Source organism: Streptomyces sp. S063, assembly GCF_002832675.1.
In the GTDB taxonomy this organism is placed as follows: domain Bacteria; phylum Actinomycetota; class Actinomycetes; order Streptomycetales; family Streptomycetaceae; genus Streptomyces; species Streptomyces sindenensis.
In genome coordinates this window covers 777,142-797,399 of the sequence record NZ_CP021707.1, presented here as the reverse complement: position 1 = coordinate 797,399, position 20,258 = coordinate 777,142, and the positions used below count along the sequence as shown (strand labels likewise).

General features: G+C 72.3%; 17 protein-coding genes and 1 pseudogene. 8 read left to right on the top strand and 10 right to left on the bottom strand.

The window, feature by feature from the left end; genetic code table 11:
* Positions 1-129: 129 nt before the first annotated feature.
* Positions 130-3,054, top strand: coding sequence for an aminomethyl-transferring glycine dehydrogenase (gcvP, locus tag CCZ36_RS03550; protein ID WP_128817015.1), 2,925 nt, complete (start codon positions 130-132; stop codon positions 3,052-3,054).
* 118 nt (positions 3,055-3,172) lie between these two features.
* Here the strand turns inward: gcvP and CCZ36_RS03545 are convergent, their stop codons facing one another.
* Together CCZ36_RS03545 and CCZ36_RS03540 are read right to left on the bottom strand one after the other, a co-directional pair.
* Positions 3,173-3,379, bottom strand: a complete 207-nt coding sequence (locus CCZ36_RS03545) for a DUF5999 family protein (protein ID WP_069736065.1) — start codon at positions 3,377-3,379, stop codon at positions 3,173-3,175.
* A 331-nt stretch (positions 3,380-3,710) separates the two neighbouring features.
* Complete coding sequence (locus CCZ36_RS03540) at positions 3,711-4,295, bottom strand: hypothetical protein (protein ID WP_069736066.1); 585 nt, start codon at positions 4,293-4,295, stop codon at positions 3,711-3,713.
* Positions 4,296-4,779: 484 nt separating this feature from the next.
* Here CCZ36_RS03540 and CCZ36_RS03535 point away from each other — a divergent pair, with 484 nt between their 5' ends.
* Positions 4,780-6,285: a glutamate--cysteine ligase gene (locus CCZ36_RS03535; RefSeq protein ID WP_069736067.1), complete on the top strand. Its 1,506-nt coding sequence runs from the start codon at positions 4,780-4,782 to the stop codon at positions 6,283-6,285.
* Between the two features lie 131 nt (positions 6,286-6,416).
* Here CCZ36_RS03535 and CCZ36_RS03530 read toward each other — a convergent pair whose 3' ends face one another.
* Entirely contained in the window at positions 6,417-8,210 is a 1,794-nt protein-coding gene (locus CCZ36_RS03530; RefSeq protein WP_237302594.1) for a substrate-binding and VWA domain-containing protein, read from the bottom strand.
* A gap of 164 nt (positions 8,211-8,374) precedes the next feature.
* On the opposite strand from CCZ36_RS03530, the gene CCZ36_RS03525 reads away from it, so the two are divergent.
* On the top strand, positions 8,375-9,175 hold the full coding sequence (locus tag CCZ36_RS03525) for a CPBP family intramembrane glutamic endopeptidase (RefSeq protein ID WP_128817014.1): 801 nt from the start codon (positions 8,375-8,377) through the stop codon (positions 9,173-9,175).
* A 32-nt stretch (positions 9,176-9,207) separates the two neighbouring features.
* Here the strand turns inward: CCZ36_RS03525 and CCZ36_RS03520 are convergent, their stop codons facing one another.
* Entirely contained in the window at positions 9,208-10,029 is an 822-nt protein-coding gene (locus CCZ36_RS03520; RefSeq protein WP_128817013.1) for a PhzF family phenazine biosynthesis protein, read from the bottom strand.
* A gap of 262 nt (positions 10,030-10,291) precedes the next feature.
* Complete coding sequence (locus CCZ36_RS03515) at positions 10,292-10,693, bottom strand: RidA family protein (RefSeq protein ID WP_069736070.1); 402 nt, start codon at positions 10,691-10,693, stop codon at positions 10,292-10,294.
* A gap of 112 nt (positions 10,694-10,805) precedes the next feature.
* Here CCZ36_RS03515 and CCZ36_RS03510 point away from each other — a divergent pair, with 112 nt between their 5' ends.
* The gene (locus tag CCZ36_RS03510; RefSeq protein WP_128817012.1) at positions 10,806-11,777 is read left to right on the top strand and encodes a helix-turn-helix transcriptional regulator; all 972 of its coding nucleotides are present in this window, start codon (positions 10,806-10,808) and stop codon (positions 11,775-11,777) included.
* Positions 11,778-11,823: 46 nt separating this feature from the next.
* Here CCZ36_RS03510 and CCZ36_RS03505 read toward each other — a convergent pair whose 3' ends face one another.
* The 3 genes from CCZ36_RS03505 to CCZ36_RS03495 form a co-directional block, all read right to left on the bottom strand.
* Positions 11,824-12,942, bottom strand: a complete 1,119-nt coding sequence (locus tag CCZ36_RS03505; RefSeq protein WP_128817011.1) for an NADAR family protein — start codon at positions 12,940-12,942, stop codon at positions 11,824-11,826.
* 78 nt (positions 12,943-13,020) lie between these two features.
* The gene (locus CCZ36_RS03500) at positions 13,021-13,590 is read right to left on the bottom strand and encodes a DinB family protein (protein WP_069736073.1); all 570 of its coding nucleotides are present in this window, start codon (positions 13,588-13,590) and stop codon (positions 13,021-13,023) included.
* A gap of 202 nt (positions 13,591-13,792) precedes the next feature.
* Entirely contained in the window at positions 13,793-13,987 is a 195-nt protein-coding gene (locus tag CCZ36_RS03495) for a hypothetical protein (RefSeq protein ID WP_069736074.1), read from the bottom strand.
* A gap of 246 nt (positions 13,988-14,233) precedes the next feature.
* Between CCZ36_RS03495 and CCZ36_RS03490 the strand changes: the two genes are divergently transcribed.
* From CCZ36_RS03490 to CCZ36_RS03480, 3 genes and pseudogenes are all read left to right on the top strand, one after another.
* Positions 14,234-14,776, top strand: a complete 543-nt coding sequence (locus tag CCZ36_RS03490; RefSeq protein WP_079134302.1) for a Clp protease N-terminal domain-containing protein — start codon at positions 14,234-14,236, stop codon at positions 14,774-14,776.
* Between the two features lie 86 nt (positions 14,777-14,862).
* Positions 14,863-15,887, top strand: a pseudogene (locus tag CCZ36_RS03485) (EamA family transporter).
* A 165-nt stretch (positions 15,888-16,052) separates the two neighbouring features.
* Positions 16,053-17,012 (top strand): DMT family transporter, encoded by a 960-nt coding sequence (locus CCZ36_RS03480; RefSeq protein ID WP_069736076.1) that lies wholly within the window; start codon positions 16,053-16,055, stop codon positions 17,010-17,012.
* Between the two features lie 93 nt (positions 17,013-17,105).
* On the opposite strand, the gene CCZ36_RS03475 is transcribed toward CCZ36_RS03480, so the two are convergent.
* Positions 17,106-17,801: a pyridoxamine 5'-phosphate oxidase family protein gene (locus tag CCZ36_RS03475; protein WP_069736077.1), complete on the bottom strand. Its 696-nt coding sequence runs from the start codon at positions 17,799-17,801 to the stop codon at positions 17,106-17,108.
* Between the two features lie 37 nt (positions 17,802-17,838).
* Here CCZ36_RS03475 and CCZ36_RS03470 point away from each other — a divergent pair, with 37 nt between their 5' ends.
* Positions 17,839-19,170 carry an aminotransferase class I/II-fold pyridoxal phosphate-dependent enzyme gene (locus CCZ36_RS03470; RefSeq protein WP_079149473.1) on the top strand — a complete coding sequence of 444 codons (1,332 nt, stop codon included), beginning with the start codon at positions 17,839-17,841 and terminating at the stop codon, positions 19,168-19,170.
* Here CCZ36_RS03470 and CCZ36_RS03465 read toward each other — a convergent pair.
* A complete protein-coding gene (locus CCZ36_RS03465) occupies positions 19,161-20,252 on the bottom strand; it encodes a DMT family transporter (RefSeq protein ID WP_128817010.1) in 1,092 nt (363 codons plus the stop codon). The genes CCZ36_RS03470 and CCZ36_RS03465 overlap by 10 nt on opposite strands.
* Positions 20,253-20,258 lie beyond the last annotated feature (6 nt).

Sequence of the window (20,258 nt, the reverse complement as noted above, 5' to 3'; positions counted from 1 at the left end):
TCCGTGCGGGCGCAGGCCCAAGGGGACCCGACCCTCACCGACGGTGAAAGCCGGCACGCCCCCGGGCGGCCGGTGAAGCTCTCAGGTTGAGATGACAGAGGGGGAGGCCGTTCGGGCACCCGCGCCGTGGTGCCCCTCGCAGGTCGTGACAGACCAGGAGGCCTCCACCATGACCCCCGTCGCACTCCGCTCTCCCAGCTGGAGCAGGGCATTCCGTTCGAGCAGCGCCACATAGGGCCCGATGCCGAGGCCCAGGCGAAGATGCTCGCCCAGGTCGGATACGGCTCCCTCGACGAGCTGACCGCCGCCGCGGTGCCCGACGTGATCAAGAGTGCGGAGGCCCTGAACCTTCCCTCGGCGCGCACCGAGGCGGAGGTGCTGGCCGAGCTGCGCTCACTGGCCGACCGCAACAAGGTGCTCGCCCCGATGATCGGCCTCGGCTACTACGGCACCTTCACGCCGCCCGTCATCCTGCGCAACGTCATGGAGAACCCCGCGTGGTACACGGCCTACACGCCGTACCAGCCGGAGATCTCCCAGGGCCGCCTCGAAGCCCTCCTGAACTTCCAGACGATGGTCGCCGAGCTGACCGGGCTGCCCACCTCCGGCGCCTCCCTGCTCGACGAGGGCACCGCGGCCGCCGAGGCGATGGCCCTCTCCCGGCGCGTCGGCAAGGTCAAGAAGGGCGTCTTCCTGGTCGACGCCGACACCCTGCCCCAGACCGTCGCGGTCATCGAGACCCGCGCCGAGCCCACCGGTGTCGAGGTCGTCGTCGCCGACCTGAGCGAAGGCATCCCCGCCGAGATCGCCGAGCGCGGCGTCTTCGGCGTCCTGCTCCAGTACCCGGGCGCCTCCGGTGCCGTGCGCGCCATCGAGCCCGTCATCGAGCAGGCCCACGAGCTGGGCGCGATCGTCACCGTCGCCGCCGACCTGCTGGCCCTCACGCTGCTCACCTCGCCCGGCGCGCTCGGCGCCGACATCGCGGTCGGCACCACCCAGCGCTTCGGCGTCCCGATGGGCTTCGGCGGCCCGCACGCCGGCTTCATGGCGGTCCGCGAGAAGTTCGCCCGCTCCCTCCCCGGCCGCCTCGTCGGCGTCTCCGTCGACGCCGACGGCAACAAGGCCTACCGCCTGGCCCTCCAGACCCGCGAGCAGCACATCCGCCGCGAGAAGGCCACCAGCAACATCTGTACCGCGCAGGTGCTCCTCGCCGTGATGGCCGGGATGTACGCGGTCTACCACGGCCCCGAAGGGCTGCGGACGATCGCCCGGCGCACCCACCGCTACGCCGCGATCCTCGCCGACGGCCTGCGCACCGCCGGGGCCGACGTCGTGCACGGCGCGTTCTTCGACACCCTGACCGTCCGGGTCCCCGGCAAGGCCGCGGGCATCGTCGCCGACGCCCGCGAGCGCGGGGTCAACCTCCGCCTCGTCGACGCCGACCACGTCTCCATCGCCTGCGACGAGACCACCACCCGCTCCCAGATCTCCGCCGTCTGGGCGGCCTTCGGCGCCGAGGGCGACGTCGAGGCGCTGGACGCCACGGTCGCCGACGCGCTGCCCGAGGCGCTGCTGCGCTCCGACGACATCCTGACCCACCCGGTCTTCCACCAGCACCGCTCCGAGACCGCGATGCTGCGCTACCTGCGCAAGCTCGCCGACCGCGACTACGCGCTGGACCGCGGCATGATCCCGCTCGGCTCCTGCACCATGAAGCTGAACGCGACCGCCGAGATGGAGTCGATCACCTGGCCCGAGTTCGGCGCGCTGCACCCCTTCGCACCGGCCGAGCAGGCGCAGGGCTTCCTCACCCTCATCCGTGAGCTGGAGGAGCGCCTGGCCGAGGTCACCGGCTACGACGCCGTCTCCATCCAGCCCAATGCGGGCTCCCAGGGCGAGTTCGCCGGTCTGCTGGCCGTCCGGGCGTACCACCGGGCCAACGGCGACGATCAGCGCACCGTCTGCCTCATCCCGTCCTCCGCGCACGGCACCAACGCCGCCAGCGCCGTCATGGCGGGCATGAGGGTCGTCGTGGTGAAGACCGCCGACGACGGCGAGGTCGACATCGCGGACCTGCGTGCCAAGATCGAGCAGCACCGCGACGAGCTGGCAGTCCTCATGATCACGTACCCGTCCACGCACGGGGTGTTCGAGGAGCACGTCGCCGACATCTGCGGCGAGGTGCACGACGCGGGCGGCCAGGTGTACGTCGACGGCGCCAACCTCAACGCGCTGGTCGGGCTCGCCAAGCCCGGCAAGTTCGGCGGCGACGTCTCGCACCTGAACCTGCACAAGACCTTCTGCATCCCGCACGGCGGCGGCGGCCCCGGCGTCGGCCCGGTCGGCGTCCGCGCCCACCTCGCCCCGTACCTCCCCAACCACCCCCTCCAGCCCGGCGCCGGCCCGGAGACCGGTGTGGGCCCGATCTCGGCCGCCCCGTGGGGCTCCGCGGGCATTCTGCCGATCTCGTGGGCGTACGTCCGTCTGATGGGCGGCGAGGGCCTCAAGCGGGCCACGCAGGTCGCGGTGCTGGCCGCGAACTACATCGCCAAGCGCCTGGAGCCGCACTTCCCGATCCTGTACAACGGCCCGGCCGGACTGGTCGCGCACGAGTGCATCGTGGACCTGCGCCCGATCTCCAAGGCGACCGGCGTCTCCATCGACGACGTCGCCAAGCGCCTCATCGACTACGGCTTCCACTCGCCGACCATGTCGTTCCCCGTGGCCGGCACGCTGATGATCGAGCCGACCGAGAGCGAGGACCTCGCGGAGCTCGACCGGTTCTGCGACACCATGATCGCGATCCGCGCCGAGATCGAGAAGGTCGCCTCGGGGGAGTGGAGCGCGGACGACAACCCGCTGGCCAACGCCCCGCACACCGCCGCCGCGCTCGGCGGTGACTGGGAGCACGGCTACAGCCGCGAGGAAGCGGTCTTCCCGACCGGGGTGTCCGCCGCCGACAAGTACTGGCCGCCGGTGCGCCGCATCGACGGGGCCTTCGGCGACCGGAACCTGGTCTGCTCCTGCCCGCCGCTGGACGAGTACGACAACTGAACCAGCGTGTCGTAGGGCGTGCGCCGTAAGCGGCGCGCGCCGGACATGCGTCGGGGCCGGTGCGGAGATCTCTCCGGGCCCCCTTTTTCCGTACGGTTCCTTCCGTGCGTCCGCCCTCTCAGGCGGCCTTCACCACGCGGCCGGCTGCCAGCGGCCGGTGCGGGGCGATGATCTGCCCGTCGGGCAGCAGTTCGCCGGTGTCCTCGAAGAGCAGGACGCCGTTGCACAGGAGGCTCCACCCCTGTTCGGGGTGGTGGGCCGTCAGGCGGGCGGCCTCCCGGTCGGGCGAATCAGCGGTGGGGCAGAGTGGCTGGTGCTGGCACATGGATGGGTTCTTTCGCTGCGTCGAGTCGAGTGTCCTGCGGCTGGATGAGTCGTTCATGGCCGCCCCCGTATCAGTCGGTCCGGTCCCAGTGTTGCCCTACGGGGAAGAATCCGCAGGGATTTCGCTGCAGCACCCGTACTCCTCCCATGACGCGTCACCCGCGCGGACGGTTCACCGCAACTGCACAGTCCCTTTGGGTGGTTCGGGGTGGCCGGATGGGGCTAGTCCGAGTGGGCAGCACAGCGCCCCCGCAGTGACCCCTTCCACCGCCCGGCGTGCGGAGGGCGGACGGGGCGCCGCGGGGGCGCTGTGCCGGACGGGCCGACGTCGGTCAGGCCGAGCTGAGGAGCGGCCCCGGGGCCACCCGCAGCGAGATGACGGGCAGCAGATCGGCGACCCGGTGCGGGCGGTGCGCGGCGATGCCCGGCGGGGCCGGCGCCAGGGGCACCAGGACGTCCGCCGGCGCGAGCACCCCGCCGGAGGGATCGGCCTCGGTGTCGCCGTGCAGCCACAGGGTGAGCATGTACAGCTCCGGGATGGACAGCAGCCGCGCCTGGCAGCCGGTGGCCGACGCCTCCGCCTGCCGGACGGCCAGCTCCGTCGAGGCGAGGTAGGGGCCCTCGAAGAAGTGCGAGAACGTCCAGCCGTCGGGGGTGAGCACGGTGTCCGCCGCGGCGACCGCGCGGCCCTCGCTCCGGATCAGGAAGCGCCAGGCCGCCAGGCGGGTCAGCGGCGCGGTCCCGGTGGGGGCGATCCGGTCCAGCACATGTACGGGGAGCGGAAGTTCGGGGCTCAGCGGTCCCTGGACGGACCGGAGAGCGGGGGTGCGGGCTTCGCGGACGGCGGTGGGAGAACCGAGGGCCGCGAGAACGCTGCGCAGGGCGGGCGCGGGAGCCGAGGGAACATGCAGCGGCATAGTGGGTCGCCTCTCACTTCGGAGACACGGTGGAGCTTGGGCGGGTGCAGACGGCGCTGTCGGCGTACGGGCCAGAGGAGGCCGGTGACGGGCGAGTCGTATCAACTCTCTGCCTCGTTGAGCGGAGTTTATATGACGCGTGTTCACACAGTGTTTCCGCTAGCAGTCGGGGATATGCCAAGCAAGGCGTCATCCGGCCTTCGAAACGCGGTATTCCTGAGGATATGAACTGCCGCGGTCGACTCCGACCTGGCACCCTTCCGGTGGCACGGACGGCCGAAACTCGTCGGTGTTTTCACCACGCATGATCCAGCCGAAAATGCCTCGTGCCGCATGCCGTGGGAATGTGCCCCAGGTCTCCTGCAACCAGACTATCGGGTATCGGAGGCCCATGGGGGCGTTACGGATCACTCCCGCTGGGCATTATCGATCGTGATGCGAGCGGCCTGGGCCGCGGGCCGCCCACTGGAGGAGGGACCCCTCGATGGGGGAGAAGGTCGTGGCGGGAGCCGTTGACCTGTCCGATCGACAGGCGTACCGGACGAAGCTCAACCGGTGCCTGGAGGGTCTGGGGAGGCTTCTGGAAGAGCGGAGGTTCGACCGTCCGCGGAACCTGATGGGGCTGGAGATAGAGCTGAATCTCGCGGGTTCCGACGGGATGCCCCGGATGATGAATCAGCAGGTGCTCCGGCGCATCGCGAGCCGAGATTTCCAGACCGAACTGGGGATGTTCAATCTCGAAGTGAATATCGTCCCGCACCGCCTCGGCGGCCGGGTATTCGATCAGCTCTCGGAGGAGTTGCGGACAGGCCTCGCCTATGCGCACCGGAAGGCGGGTGAGGTCGACGCGGGGATCGTGATGATCGGAATCCTGCCCACCCTGGGGGAGCACGACGTGGTGTCCGCGAATCTCTCGGACGTGGACCGCTACACCCTGCTCAACGACCAAATGGCGGCCGCCCGGGGGGAGGATTTCGCCCTGGATATCGAAGGCGTCGAGCGCTTGGTCTGCACCTCGCCATCGATCGCCCCGGAATCGGCCTGCACCTCGGTCCAGCTGCATCTCCAGGTGACGCCGGCCCGGTTCGCCGACGTCTGGAACGCCGCGCAGGCGATCACCGGCGTCCAGATCGCGCTGGGCGCCAACGCCCCGTTCCTGTTCGGCAAGGAACTGTGGCGCGAGTCCCGGCCGCCCCTGTTCCAGCAGGCCACCGACGTACGGCCGCCGGAGCTGGTGAACCAGGGCGTACGCCCCAGGACCTGGTTCGGGGAGCGCTGGATCGGCTCCGCGCACGAGCTGTTCGAGGAGAACCTGCGGTACTTCCCGCCGCTCCTGCCGATCTGCGACGACGAGGACCCTCTGGAGGTGCTGGACGAGGGCGGGGTGCCCGCGCTGGGCGAGCTGGTGCTGCACAACGGCACCGTCTACCGGTGGAACCGTCCGGTGTACGGGATCGCCGACGGCGTTCCCCATCTGCGGGTGGAGAACCGTGTCCTGCCCGCCGGTCCGACGGTCACCGACGTGATCGCCAACGCCGCGTTCTACTACGGGCTCGTACGGGCGCTCGCCGAGGAGCCCCGGCCGGTGTGGAGCCGACTGCCGTTCGAGGCCGCCGAGGAGAACTTCACCGAGGCCTGCCGGCGCGGCATCGAGGCCGAGCTGCTGTGGCCCAGGTCGGGCCGCTCCGGCGGACTGGCCAGGGTCCCCGCCGTACAGCTGGTGCTGGAGGAACTGCTGCCGCTGGCCGCCGCCGGCCTGGACGCCTGGCACATCGGGCCCACGGACCGGGACCGCTACCTCGGCGTGATCGAGGAGCGGTGCAAGCGGCGCGTCAACGGGGCCTCCTGGCAGGTCGCCACGTACGACCGGGCCCGGGATGCCGGGCTCGGACGGGAGGCGGCACTCGCGGCCATGACGCGGCGCTACGCCGAGCTGATGCACGCGGGGGAGCCGGTGCACACCTGGCCGGTGGGGTTCCCGGCACCCTGAGAGCGGTCGTAGGCGGGGGAGCGACGGGACCGGCCGGTGGTCCCGTCGCCCCGCTGCGGTCGGCCGGGTCCGCGCTCCGGTGGGGCAGGGGCGGACCCGCGGCTCCGGTGCGGTGCGGCCGGTCCGGACCCTCATTCCCGGGCGGCGCGGCCGTTCTGTCCCGCCGCCATGATGGCCTGGAGGATCACCGCCTGGATCTCCGCCGGGTCGCTCACCTCGTAGCCGTCGCCGCCGGTGACCCGGGCGATCTCGGCGACCTCGTCGCGGTCCGCGTCGGGGCCCACCGCGATCGCGATGACCGGGACCGGGCGCTCCGGGTCGACGAGCTTCTTCAGCTCCGCGATGAGCCCGCTCCGCGAGATGCCGTTCGTGTCCTGGTTGGAGCCGTCGGTGAGGATCACCAGGGCGTTGAACTTCCCCTTCACATACGTCGCCCGGGCCTCCTTGTACGAGGCCAGCGTCGTGTCGTACAGCCCGGTGGCACCGCCGGGCACCGGCTGGAGCCCCGCGAACGCGGCTGTGAGCTTCTCCCGGTGGGTCCCGCCGCCCGCCGCCCGGTCGCCGAGCCGCTTCGTCTCCATGAGCCGCCGGTAGTCCTTCCGGCCGTCCAGCGTGGTGGCGAACTCCCACAGCCCGATCTCGTCGTCGGGCGTGAACTGGTCCAGCGCCTGGATCAGTGACTCCTTGGTGACGTCCATCCGGGACTGGCTCCGCCCCGGCACGAGCGTCGCCATGGAGCCCGACGCGTCGACCACCGTGGTCAGCCGGGCGCTCTGCACGGTGATCGTCCACATCCCGAGCGTCTCCTGGAGCGCCTCGGCCGAGGGCGCCTCGGCGGCCGGCTCCGCGTACGGCTGGGGTTTCCTGCCACCGGCCGCCGCGACGAGGGAGTCCTTCGCGCTGCCGTCACCGGCCCGGAACCCGTGCTCGGCGAACGTGGCCCGAGCCTCCCTGTCGCCCAGCAGGTTCATGAAGCGCAGGGCCGCGCGGGACTCCGCCGTGCTCAGCCGCGCCTCGTTAACCAGCGTGTACGGGTAGTCCAGCAGCGGAGTGCCGTCCTCCGGGTAGAAGAGGTCCAGCTTGCCGGTGCCGGTCGCCTCCGCGTTGTGGGCGAAGGCCGCCTGCTCGGAGATCAGGACCGCCTGGTTGCGCTTCGGGTGGCCCTCCTCGGCCCCGGACGTGCTCCGGGCCAGGGTCTCCAGCACCTGTGCGTCGCCGTCCGACATCCGCTCGGCCAGCACCTTCGCGGTCTGGGCGACCCGGGTGTCGCTGTCCCCGCCCTGCCGCGCGGACGAGGCGCCGATGCCGGCGAGCGCCAGCAGTCCGGTGGCACTGCGCGCCGGGTCCGCGGCGCCGAGGCGTACCCGGTCCGAGCCGAGCGCCCCGGCCACCAACTCGGCCCAGGTGTAGGTCTTACGGGGCCAGCCCAGGGCCCGCGAGGCGGACGGCACCATGGCCAGGGCCACGGGGGAGGAGGCCACCGAGTCGGACGGCGAGACGGGGATGCCCTGGCCGAGCCCCTTGGCCCGCTCCAGCCACAGATCGGAGTCGGGCAGCCAGACCTGGAAGTCGGGTTCCGTGTCGCCCGCCGCGAGGACGTCGGCGACCTTGTGCGAGTCCCGGGCCAGCACGTCCACCACGAGGCAGTGGCCGTCCGCCTTCACGTCGCCAGCGCGGGCCTGCTCGGCTATGGAACGTACGGCGGGGGCGATGTCCGGGGACGCGACCACGGACAGGTGCACCGCGGAGTCCTCGCAGGACTCCGAGAACGACAACAGGCCGCCCTTGGCCGCGACAGCCGTTCCCGTCGCCACGGCGAGGACGAGCAGGGTGGCGATGGCGACCGTACGACGCCGTCGCCGGGTGCTCGGGTGGCCCCGGCGTCCCTCCGCCGCGTGGCTGTCGGGCAAGCTATGACGTCCCATGTCGGTGGTACCCCTCCTTGAGGATCAAACAAGGAAAAGGGGGACCCGGCCATCAGCGATGGTGGTCGTCCCCCGGCCTGTCGCGCATGATCTTCGTACCTGTATTCGAGACCCTAGCGGGACGGTCGGTGGGATGAGACGCGATTGCAGAACAAAAGGCAGGTGTGCAGGTGGAGGCCGGGCGCGTGGCTGATTCTTATCCCCAAGAGACCGTGTCACGAAGGGTCCTGCGGTCCGAGGTCGTGCTGGTCCTGGCGCTCTCCCTGGGCGCCAGCGCACTCTCGGCCCTCATCAGTTTCGTCGGATCCCTGACGAAACCGGGAGGATTGAAGGACCAGGCGGCGACGCTCAACGGCTCGTACGCTCCGGGCCGCCCATGGCTTGATCTGGCATGGCAAATGTTCGGGATCGCAACGGCACTGGTGCCGGTCGCGCTGGTCGCGCATCTGCTGATCCGGGAGGGGGCGGGCCTGCGGGCCATCGGGTTCGACCGGGCCAGGCCCTGGTCCGACCTCGGGCGGGGAACCCTCGTCGCGGCCGGCATCGGCAGCGCGGGCCTCGCCTTCTACCTCGTGGCCCGCGCCACCGGGTTCAACCTGACGGTCGTCCCCGAGTCCCTGCCCGACGTCTGGTGGAAGTTCCCCGTACTGATCCTCTCGGCGATCCAGAACTCCGTGGTGGAGGAGGTCATCGTCGTCGGGTATCTGCTGCGCAGGCTCGGGCAGTTGGGCTGGACGCCGATGGCCGCCCTGGTGGCCAGCTCCGTACTGCGCGGGTCCTACCACCTGTACCAGGGGATCGGCGGCTTCGTCGGCAACGTGGTGATGGGCGTCGTCTTCGTACTGCTCTACCGGCGCTGGGGCCGGGTGGGCCCGCTGGTCGTCGCGCACGCGCTCCTGGACATCGGGGCGTTCGTCGGGTACGCGCTGCTCGCGGGCCGGGTGGACTGGCTGCCGACGCCGTAGGTGCTGCTGCGGCGTTCAGCGGGTTGCGGGGTTCAGAAGGCGGTGAGCAGTTCGCCGTCGATCACCGTGACCGCGGAGCCGGTCAGCAGGGTGCGCTCGCCGCGCAGCGCGGTGCGGACCAGCCCCGAGCGGGCCGACGCCTGGAGCCCGGTGAGGTCGTCGCGGCCGAGGCGGGCCGACCAGAAGGGGGCCAGCGCGGTGTGGGCGCTGCCGGTGACCGGGTCCTCGTCGATGCCGACGCCGGGGAAGAAGCCGCGCGAGACGTAGTCGTAGCCACGGGCGGGGTCCTCGGCCGCGGCGGTGGCGATGACGCCGCGCCGGGAGTGGGCCGCCAGGGCGGTGAAATCCGGGGCGAGTGCCCGTACGGTCGCCTCGTCGCGGAGCTCGACGAGCAGGTCACCGATGTGCTCGCCGGTGTCGTGCACCGATACGGGGTCGGCCCCGAGGGCGTCGGCGAGTCCGTACGGCACCGGCTCCTCGGACAGCGGGGAGGTCGGGAAGTCCAGGGTGAGGGAGCCGTCCGGGTGGGCGGTCGCGCGGAGGATCCCGCAGCGCGCGGTGAAGCGCACCGGGCCGGTGGCCAGGCCCGCGGTGTGCAGGACGTGGGCGGTGGCCAGCGTCGCGTGCCCGCACATGTCGACCTCGGCGACCGGGGTGAACCAGCGCAGCGCCCAGTCGGCCGCGCCGCCCGGCGGCAGCGGGTGGGCGAAGGCCGTCTCGGAGAGGTTGACCTCGGCGGCGATCTCCTGAAGGCGTTCGGCGGCCGGGAACGAGCCGCCCTCCAGCAGGAGCACACCGGCGGGGTTGCCGGAGAAGGGGCGGTCGGTGAACGCGTCGACGATGCGAATCCTCATGTGCCGACCGTAGGACGGCGGCGCGGAGGGCGGCCAAGGCCAATTCGCGGTGTCTGGCCCCTGCCCCGCCGAACGGGCCGGGTCGCACGGGCCAGCCGGGCCCGGGGGTCGGCCGTCCGGGGGTGCCGACGGCGGTGGGGGCCGCGCGCGGACCTGTGGCACACGTCCTGGCGGAAGCCGGTCGGCGGGCCGGTCGCAGGAGACGAAGGCGTCGCGCCCGCCGGTCCGGCCCTGCCGCGTCGGACCGGCGGACGCGGCCGCGTCAGGCGACGGCGGTGCCCTCCAGCTCGACCATCAGCCCGGGGACCGCCAGCCGCGTCACCCCGAGCATCGTGCTGGCCGGTGCCACCCCGGCCGCGCCCAGCCGTCCCGCCAGCGTGCCGTAGTGCTGGAGGAGCAGATCGACGTCGGTCGTGAAGACGTTGAGCCGCACGACGTTCGCGAGAGACATACCGGCCTCGCTCAGGACGGCCTCCAGATTGTCGACGCTCAGCGCCAACTGGGCCGCCATGTCGCCGTCGTGCCGGGGCTTGCCGTCGTCGCCCGTCGCGGTCTGCCCCGCGATGTACAGGGTCCGGGACTGCCCGGAGACGAGTTCGCCCTGGTTGAAGCCCAGGTCGACGGACCAGGTCACCGGGTTGACGGCCGTTCGTTCCGCTGCCACTTCAGCTCCGTTCGATCGAGAGGGTGCGTCCGTACGTACGTGCGTACGTCGTGAAGGGAGCCTTCCCATCAATGACGACACCCTTGGTCAGGTATTTCGCTAGGGTTCCGGCATGCGCGCCGACCGACTGGTCTCGCTGGTCCTGCTGTTGCGGCAGCGCGGCCGGCTGACCGCCGACACCCTGGCTCGCGAGCTGGAAGTGTCCACCCGCACGGTGCTGCGTGATATCGAGGCGCTGTCCTCGGCCGGCGTCCCGGTCTACGCCGAACGCGGCCGGCACGGCGGGTTCGCGCTGCTGCCCGGCTTCCGGACCGAGCTCACCGGGCTGAACCACGACGAGGCCCTTGCCCTGCTGGCCGCCGGATCGGGGCGAGGAGAGCAGGTGTTCGGGCTCGGGTCGGCGCTCGCCTCGGCCATGCGGAAGGTGGTCGACGCCCTGCCCGAGAGCCATCAGACCGCCGCGGGCGACGCTGCCCAGCGGTTCCTCGTCGACCCGGAGACCGATCTGCTCTCCCGTCGCACGGTCACCGACGAGGTTCCCGACGCCATCATGATGGCGGTCCGCCGCTCCGTGCTCGCCGGGCGCAAGCTGCGTATCCACTACGCCGCCACGGGCCGGGCGCCGCAGTGGCGCACGGTGGACCCGATCGGCCTGGTGACCGTACGGGACCGGGGCTATCTGCTGGCCACGCGATCCGGCGAGGACCGCACCTACCGGCTGGCGCGCGTGCTGGCGGCGGAGGAACTGCCCGAGGCGGCGGAGCGGCCGGACCGCGTCGACCTGGACCGGATCTGGCGGGAACGTTCCGCGCGGTTCCTCTCCGACGACCACATCACCGCGCTCGTTCGGGTGAGCCCGACGCGACGGGAAGAGCTGCTGGGCACCGTGCGGGCCGTCCGCGCGGAGGACCTCGAAGCGGACGGCTGGTCGCGGTTGGAGGTCACCTTCCAGGACGCCCGGCACGCCGAATGGGCGCTGTGGCAGCTCGGTACGGACGCGGAAGCCCTGGCACCCCAGTCCCTGCGCAGCGCCCTGCGCGACCGTGCGGCCATGATCGTGGCCCGCTACGGGGACGCGCCCTGAGGGAAGCGGCGCTCACCGCCGCCTCCTTCAGGGCCGGTCCGCCCGGTCACAGGCCGGGGATCCCGTTTCGCCGCAGGTGCAGTTCGGAGCGGACGAGTTCGAGGAGACGGCCGGTCCAGTTGCGGCCGCGGCCGGCGTTGTCGCCCCAGAAGGCCGACTCCACGTCGTCGTAGATCAGGGTGGCGTCGCCCGTCGCCAGCAGGATCTCGGCCAGCTCGGGATGCTGGTCGTACTTGGCGCGAAGCAGGCCGGTCATGACGGCGGCGCGGCTGTGCTCCCAGCCCTCACGGCGGGGTGCCGCGGCCGCGAGCCTGCGTGCCGCGGCAGCGGTGTCCGCCGCGGTGATCTCGCTGCTGACCTCCGGCTGTGCGACCGACAGGGCCCAGTAGGCGTGGGCGACGGAGGGGTGGAGGACTTCCCCGACGGTGATGGGGGCGGGGTAGTCGTTGCGCAGTCCGCGGTGGCCGGGGTCGGTCACCGGCTTGTTCGGATACGACTCGTAGAGCTGGATCGCGGGGGCGTGCGGGACCGCCGGACCGTCCGCCGGGACGCGTTCGCCGTGCTTCCGCCTCCAGTGGGCGCGCTCCTCGAAGTACGCGAGGGCCCTGTCGTAGCTCTCCTGCGAGACCGGAGGGTCGCCGGGCAGATAGGTCCGGCCCCCGGGCCCGGCCACGAGAACCCGCAGCGGCCAGTCCTTGCTGTCCATGTCGCCCAGCGCGTAGCGGCGCCGCGAGGCCGGGACGGCGAGGAAAGCGGCCTCCGCCGCGGCCCGGTTCTCCTCGGTCCGGTCCGCGAGGAAGACGTCGACGGCGGCGAGACAGCGGCCGGTCGAGTCGGGCCGCTCGTTCAACTGGTCAATGGTGTCGCGGACTTCGGCGATGACCAGTTCCGGGGTGAGCCGACTCCGCGGCTCGCCGAACTTCCAGGTCGCCAGATGGTGCGCGGATGCCTCGGCGCCCTCCGGGAGGGTGGTGGCCACCCAGCCGGTCCGCAGCTTCTCCTCGAACTCCTCGAGCGTGACCAGGCCCCAGCAGTCGATGAGTCCGTCGGCGTAGATGAAGAGGTCGGTGAGGAAGTACGTGCCGTTGCGGATGAAGGCGTGCCGCCAGGTTCCGGGTATGCGGACGCCGTCCGCGATGCGATGGGTGATCCGTCTGCCGATCATCCGGCGATTGTGCCGCAGAGGCCGCCGGGGCGGATCTTGATTCTTCGACGCCGAAGCTTGCCCACCGGTTACCGACCGTCATGTGCGGTGCGGTACGGCTCCGTCCCGCCGCAGGTAGAGGTCGCGCAGCAGGGAGATCTCGGCGCCGTGATGGATCAGCTCCCTGTTGACGTGCAGGACCCTGTTCTCCAGGGGAAACCGCTCGGGTCCCACCGCGGGCGGATGGTCCAGGACGGTGTCCGGGAGCTCGCGGACACCCGTGTTCCACCTTCCGTACATCTCATCGAGCTGTTTCAGCGCCTCGTCGGCGGTCCCCGCGTAGGCGAACGTCCGGGAGTCGACGTCCTGGCCGCCGAAGTACCATCCGACCCGATAGCCCAGGCACGAGACGATGATGTGCGCCAGTCGCCAGGCGATCGTGGTCACCGGCGCGGGCGTCGGCACCAGGTCGGGGGGTGCGGAGTCCATCGTCCATTCCCCCGAACCTGCCGGCGTCGGTGCGGTCGACGTACCACGCGGGCGGACGCTCCAGCAGTCTCGCACCGGCTCCCAGAAGTACTCCTCGTCGGTAAGGCCGTCCAGCCGTGGCCGCAGGTTCTTGTGCCAGTACCAGTCCAACTGCTCCGCGAGCCGCTCGCTTCTTGTCATGGCCGCACGGTACAGGCCTGCTGAGCAGCGTGATCATCGTTGTCCGTGGTCGTCGACGCCCGCCGGCACAGGTAGGGAAAGGGCGGGCGCCTCGATACGTGCCTCGGCGCTGACGTCGGCCATGCGACCACCCCTGGTTCGTCCGGTATCGGAGTCGCGGAACGTAGCGGGGGGTGTGCCAACGTTCCATACTGATGAGCCGTCAGATCTGCTGGGGCTGTCGGTGCCGCCAGATCTCCGCGGCGTCGAAGCGGTCGGAGGCGCGGGGGTGGGGTCCGTCGTCGTGGCAGTGGAAGGCCGTCCAGAAGAGATCGGCGGGCAGGGCGTCGTCGGGTGCGTAGACGCGGTAGACGTACTGCAGCCCGTCCTGGGCGAGCAGGGCCACCATCCAGAACACTCGATCCTCCCCTCGCGTCCCGCCGTGTGCGTTGTGGCGTGAGGGACGCGCGTGCGCGGGGTCCGCGGTTGCCGTGGGGGCGTGCGATGCAAGGCGGCGCGCGCCCCGGATGCCGCATGGTTGCGTCCCCCGGCATGATTTCATCCGCAAGGATGACGGACCGCGCCACCGTCCCCAACCTCGGTGGGATACCCAATGGGTCGTCCCGGCGATGCCTTTCGGCTCCGGGACTGATGGGGTAGAGGGGTGCAAAACCGGACGCCGCGGATACCTGAGCAGCCCGCACCGAACCACCCCGAGATCGATGCCCGCTTCACCGACGAACAGGCAGCGGTGCTGACCGGTGCGCGCAGGCGCGCGCTGCGGGACGGGGACCGTCAGATCGACACCGCCCACCTCCTGCACTCGCTGATCGAGTCGGACCCCGAGGTCCGTGAGGCCTTCGACGGCGGACCCCAGCTGGCCAGGGTGCTCGGCTATCTCGTCCAGCGCAGCATCGGTTACGGGCTCCGCTGGCAGGGCTCCGTCGAGGACTCCGGGGCCGTTCCGGTCGTGCGCGATCCGGCCGCCGACGGCTGGTCGCCCTCGGCGCTGGCCGCGATGGGCGACGCGATGTACCGCGCGGCGTCGCGCGGCGAGGACCGGGCCCGCGGGCTCGACCTGCTCGCCGCGCTGGCCGCCGACGCCGAGTCGCGCGCGGTGGAGGTGCTCGCCCGTGGGGGCGTGGACGCGCGGTGGCTGGCCGACCGTGCGGCGGTGCTCGCGACCAAGGGGTCGCGGCGCGGCTGAGGCGCCGTGGTGCAGGCCCGCGGAGGCGTCGTCTCGACAGGTGTCACGAGGATGACGGTGCTGTCGACTGCTGCCATGATGTGCCGATGCACGCGTCTTCGAGGTTTCAGGGCAGAAGCGCCGGGCTGGGGCTCGCCCTGCTCTCGGCCTTTGCGTTCGGCGGTTCCGGGTGGCGGCCAAGCCGCTGATCGAGGCGGGGCTCGACCCGCTGCACGTGGTCTGGCTGCGCGTCGCGGGCGCCGCCGTCATCATGCTGCCGGTCGCCTGGCATCACCGGAACCTCGTACGGGAACGTCCCGCCCTGCTCGCCGGGTTCGGCCTCTTCGCCGTCGCCGGGGTCCAGGCGTTCTACTTCGCCTCGATCTCCCGTATCCCCGTCGGGGTGGCGCTTCTGGTCGAATATCTCGCACCCGCCCTCGTTCTCGGCTGGGTCCGCTTCGTGCAGCGCAGGCCCGTCACCCGGGCCGCGGCCGTCGGGGTGGTGCTGGCCGTCGGTGGACTCGCGTGTGTCGTCGAGATCTGGGCCGGGCTCGGCTTCGATCTCCTCGGACTGCTGCTCGCCCTCGGCGCCGCCTGTTGCCAGGTGGGGTACTTCGTCCTGTCCGACCACGGCGGGCAGGACGGCCGGTCCGGGGACGGGGCCGAACCCCCGCACCCCGTCGGCGTCATCGCGTACGGACTGATCGTCGGCGCGGCCGTCCTCACGGTCGTCGCCCGCCCCTGGGGCATGGACTGGGCGCTGCTCGGCGGCAGCGCCGGCATGAACGGCGACGAGGTTCCCGCCTGGCTGCTGCTCGGCTGGATCGTGCTGCTCGCCACCGTGCTCGCGTACGTCACCGGGGTCGTGTCGGTCCGGATGCTCTCGCCGCAGGTGGCCGGGGTCGTCGCCTGCCTCGAAGCCGTCATCGCGACCGGGCTGGCCTGGGTGCTCCTCGGCGAGCACCTCTCCGCGCCGCAGCTCATCGGCGGATGCGTCGTGCTGGCCGGTGCCTTCATCGCCCAGTCCGCCGCCCCGAAGCCACCCTCGGGTCCGGTGGCCGCCGGGGCCGGCACCGGGGCGGTGGCCGGGCCGGTCGAGGGCGAGTTGTCCCACGGCCGGGCCCCGCAATAGCATGCCGATCATGCATCTGACTGTGCTGCCGCCGCCTGTCGCCTAGCGCGCGCGGCCACTCCTGACGAAGACCGGGCTCGGGCAGTCCCCGAGCGGTTCGTCGCTGCCCGCGTGCGGAGCCGAGCGACCCGTCACCATGCCTTCGTCTTCTGCCGGAGAAGTCATATGTCCTTTCCTGTCGTATCCGCGCTGCCCGTCGGGCGGAGCCTGCTGTATCTCGTCGTCGCCGGAGTCGCCTGGGGCACCGCCGGCGCGGCCGCGTCCCTGATCTTCCGGGTCAGCGATCTCGGCCCCCTCGCCCTGTCCTTCTGGCGCTGCGCGGGCGGTCTCGTCCTGCTCGCCGGGGCGCTCGCCCTGCGCCCCCGCCGTACGCCCCGGGAGCCCGAACCCCGGCGTCGCCGGATGCTCCGCATCGTCGGCACCGGCATCGGGCTCACCGTGTTCCAGAGCGCGTACTTCGCGGCGGTCGAGGTCACCGGCCTCGCCGTCGGCACCGTCGTGACGCTCGGCGCCGGGCCCGTCCTGATCGCCGTCGGGGCGCGCCTGCTGCTGGGCGAACGCCTCGGCCGGGGCGGTCTGGTCGCCGTGACCGGGGCGCTGACCGGGCTCGTCGTGCTGGTCCTGGGCGGCGAGGGCGGCGATGTGGTCCCGGCCGGGGTGCTGCTCGCGCTGTTGTCCGCCTCCGGGTACGCCGCGATCACCCTGCTCACCCGGTGGCTCGGGCGGGACGGCGGCGGCGGTGACGCGCTGACCACCAGTGCCTGGGCGTTCGGCATCGGAGCGGTGGGCCTGCTGCCCATGGCCCTGGCCGAGGGGCTGGTGCCGTACACCGCCGAGACCGGGCAGGTGCTGTGGCTGATCGTCTACGTGGCGGCGGTCCCCACCGCGCTCGCCTACGCGCTGTACTTCGCCGGGGCGGCCGCCGTCCGGGCGGCCACCGTCTCCGTGATCATGCTCCTGGAGCCGGTGAGCGCGGCCGTCATCGCGGTGACCGTCCTGCGGGAGCGGCTGACGGCGGCCACGGTCCTCGGCACGCTGCTCCTGCTGGCCGCCGTGGCCGGGCTGGCCCTCGCCGAGGCGCGCGGCGCGGCGGTCGCCCGCCGGAAGGAGCCCGTGTCGGTGTGACGGGGCTCTGTCGGCCCCTGCTGACGGGCTCTGCCGGACCCTGATGACGTCGGCGGAGGCCTCGCCCCCTGGGGTGGCGGGCCTCCGCACCCGTCAGAGCGCCGACAGGTAGTCCGGTACGCCGATGGCCGGGTCCAGGTCGTCCGCCGGAACCGGCGGAGCGTAGCCCCGGGTGAGCGGGACGATGCCGGTCCAGTGCGGGAGGGCGCCGTCCTCGGGCTCGTCATTGGGGCCGCCGGTGCGGACCTTCGCGGACACCTCGTTCAGGTCCAGCCGGATGACCGCGGTCGCGGCCAGCTCCTTGCCGTTGGCGGGCCGCGAGTCCTGGGAGCGGCCGGGCACCACCTGGTCCACGATCGCGTCCAGCGCGAACCGCAGCTCTTCGGGGTCGGTCACCGTCACGGCCGTGCCGTGCACCACCACCGAGCGGTAGTTCATCGAGTGGTGGAAGGCGGACCGGGCCAGCACCAGGGCGTCGACATGGGTGACCGTCAGGCAGACCGGAAGCCCCGGATCCGAACTCTTCGCCGCCCGCAGCGGTCGCGAGCCCGTCGAGCCGTGGACGTACAGCCGCTCACCCATCCGGCCGAAAAGGGTCGGCAGGACGACCGGGGCACCGTCGCGCACGAAGCCCAGATGGCAGAGGTAGGCCTCGTCGAGGATCGAGTGGACCAGCTCCCGGTCGTAGGAGGCGCGGTCCTTGGACCGGGTGGGGACCGTGCGTTCGGTGGGCAGGTAGGGGGCGGCGACGCCCTGCCCCGTGCTGTCGGGCGTTGCGGTGTGCTGCATTTGCTGAACTCCATTGCACTAGTGCATAATATCGTTTGTGCTAGGAGAGTATCGGATCAGTGGGCGGCGCGCATCGGAGATCGCCGCCAGCGTCGAGCGCGGGGTCAGCTCGGGAGACCTGCCGCCGGGCCATGTGCTGCCCCCCATGCGGGAGTTGGCAGCGCGCCTGGAGGTCAATCCCAACACCGTCGCGGCCGCCTACCGGACGCTGCGCGAGCGCGGGGTGATCGAGACGGCGGGCCGTCGGGGCAGCCGGGTGCGGGCCGCCCCGGCCAGCACCTCGCGCGGCTCGCTGCGGATCGAGGCGCCGCCGGGCGTCCGGGACCTCGGCGAGGGCAACCCCGATCCGGAGCTGCTGCCGGACCTCGGGCCGGCGTTCGCCGCGGCTGCCGCAGCCGATGCGGAGTGCCACGGTCTGTACGGGCAGCCCCCGGTGGTCCCGGAGTTCGCCGCGTACGCCCGTGCCGCGCTGGACGCCGACGGGGTCCCCGCCGGGCCGGTCGCCGTGACGTCCGGCGCCCTGGACGCGATCGAGCGAGTGCTCGCGGCGCACCTCAGGCCGGGCGACACGGTGGCCGTGGAGGACCCCGGCTGGGGCAGCGTGCTCGACCTCGTACCGGCGCTCGGGCTCCGTGCCGTACCGGTCGGTGTGGACGACTCCGGCCCGCTGGCCGCCGATGTGGAGCGGGCGCTGCGGGCCGGGGCGCGGGCCCTCGTCGTCACGTGCCGGGCGCAGAACCCGACCGGTGCGTCGGTGGACGCCCGGCGTGCCCGGGAGCTGCGCGCGGTCCTCGACCGCCACCCGGACGTGCTGCTGATCGAGGACGACCACGGGCACGCCATCGTCGACCTGCCGCTGCATCCGCTGGCCGGGGCGACGGCCCACTGGGCGTTCATCCGCTCGACGGCCAAGGCGTACGGGCCGGATCTGCGGGTCGCCACGCTCACCGGGGACACCGTCACGCTCGACCGCGTGGAGGGGCGGCAGCGGCTCGGGCCGGGCTGGGTCAGCCGGCTGCTCCAGCGCGCCGTGCTCCACCTGTGGACCTCGGGCGCCGTCGATTCCCGTACGGTCGCGCGGTCCTACGGTGATCGCCGGAAGGCGCTCGTCCAGGCGCTGGCGGAGCGCGGTGTCAGCGCCGGGGGCCGCAGCGGGATGAACGTGTGGGTGCCGGTGAGCGACGAGACCGGGGCTGTCGCCCGGCTGCTCCACGCGGGCTGGGCGGTGGCTCCGGGGGGCCGCTTCCGGCTGGACACGCCCCAGGCGGTTCGGCTCACCGTCTCCCCGCTGGCCGCGGCGGACATCGGCCCCCTGGCGGACGCGGTGGCCGCCGCCGCGGGGCCGGTGAGGCCGGTCAGTTACGGCTGAGGCGGGCGGGGGCCGCGCCCGGCGTGCTCGGTCGGGGGCGGAGCGGCGGGCAGGCTGCCCTCCGGGGTCGGAGGAGAGGTCGGGGTGCTGGCGGCGCCTCGGCGCGGGCGGCTCTGCGTGAGGGCCGCCCCGACGAGCACGATCAGCGCCCCGACCGGGGTGTTCCAGCTCAGCTGTTCGCCGAGCAGCGCGACGCCCGCCGCCGTCGCGATCACCGGGATGAAGTACGTGACCATCTGCGCCGTCGTCGGACCGACCTCCTGGACCAGGCCGTACTGGAGCAGCACTGCCAGGCCCGTGCCCAGCGCACCCAGGGCGAGGACACAGAGTGTGGGCAGGAGCGGGAAGGTGGTGGGTGCGGAGGTGAACAGGGGCGTCACCACCGCCAGTTGCGCCGTGGCGAGGCAGAGCTGGCTGCCCGTCAGCGCCAGGGTCGACGATCCGGTTCCTGCCAGGGTGCGGCGGACGTAGATCCAGCCGACCGGGTAGCAGAACGAGGCGAGCAGCGCCATTCCCGTGCCCGGCAGGTCCAGTCCGGAGAAGCCCTGCCAGGCGCCCAGCACGGTGAGCACGCCGAGGAAGCCGACGCCCAGACCGGCCACCCGGCGGCGGGTCGGGCGGTCCTCCGACAGGGCGACCACCGAGAGCACCATGCCCCACAGCGGCGAGGTCGCGTTGCAGATCCCGGCCAGGGTCGAGGGGATCGTCAGCTCCGCGTAGGCGAACAGCGAGAACGGCAGCGCGTTGAGGAGCAGCGCCGCGACCGTGAGGTGCCCCCAGGTCCGGGCCGAACGCGGCAGCCGTTCCCGGCGCATCGCCATGGCGGCGACCACCACCGCCGTACCGGCCAGCAGACGGCCGAAGGTGACCTGGAACGGGGCGTACCCCTCGGTCCCGACCTTGATCAGCAGAAAGCTGAACCCCCAGATGAGCGAGAGCCCCGCGAACCGGATCCGCCAGTCCAGAGCCGGCCGCCGGGCGGCCGGGGCCGATGCCGTGGCCGTCGCCGACGGCACGGGCGGAGCGGGAGGAGGTGGGGCTGGCGCCGGGGCCGTGGCCCTCGGCTCGCAGGGAGCGCTCATGGGGTC